Annotated in this window: 1 protein-coding gene; it reads right to left on the reverse strand. The window is 56.7% G+C overall.

Translation table 11 applies throughout. The annotated features are described in order from the left end of the window. Positions 1–51: 51 nt before the first annotated feature. Positions 52–300 (reverse strand): STAS domain-containing protein (locus tag ACTG39_RS14115; protein WP_439108200.1); only part of this gene is annotated, 249 nt, incomplete at its 5' end.

Below are 300 nucleotides of genomic sequence, written 5' to 3' on the forward strand. Positions count from 1 at the left end.
ATGCACCAAGCCCCACGATCACCAGCGCAGACAAGGCGCGCAACGACCGGTTCATGATGCCTCGTCGCCAGGCTTCAGCGCCTCGCAAGCCTGATGCTGGGTAAGAAACACCTGGCCGGACAAATGTTTCAAAAAGTCGGTGCGTTCGAGGGCATCCATCACAGGGCCTTTAACCTCACTGAGATGAAGCATTATCCCCTGTTCTTTCAGACGCAGGGTCACGGCCTCCAGAGCCTCCATAGCGCTCAGATCGATAGCGTTCACGGCCGTACATTGAAGCACGATGTGCGCGAGTCTATC

Origin of the sequence: Congregibacter sp., assembly GCF_965662665.1 — a bacterium.
GTDB lineage: Bacteria > Pseudomonadota > Gammaproteobacteria > Pseudomonadales > Halieaceae > Congregibacter.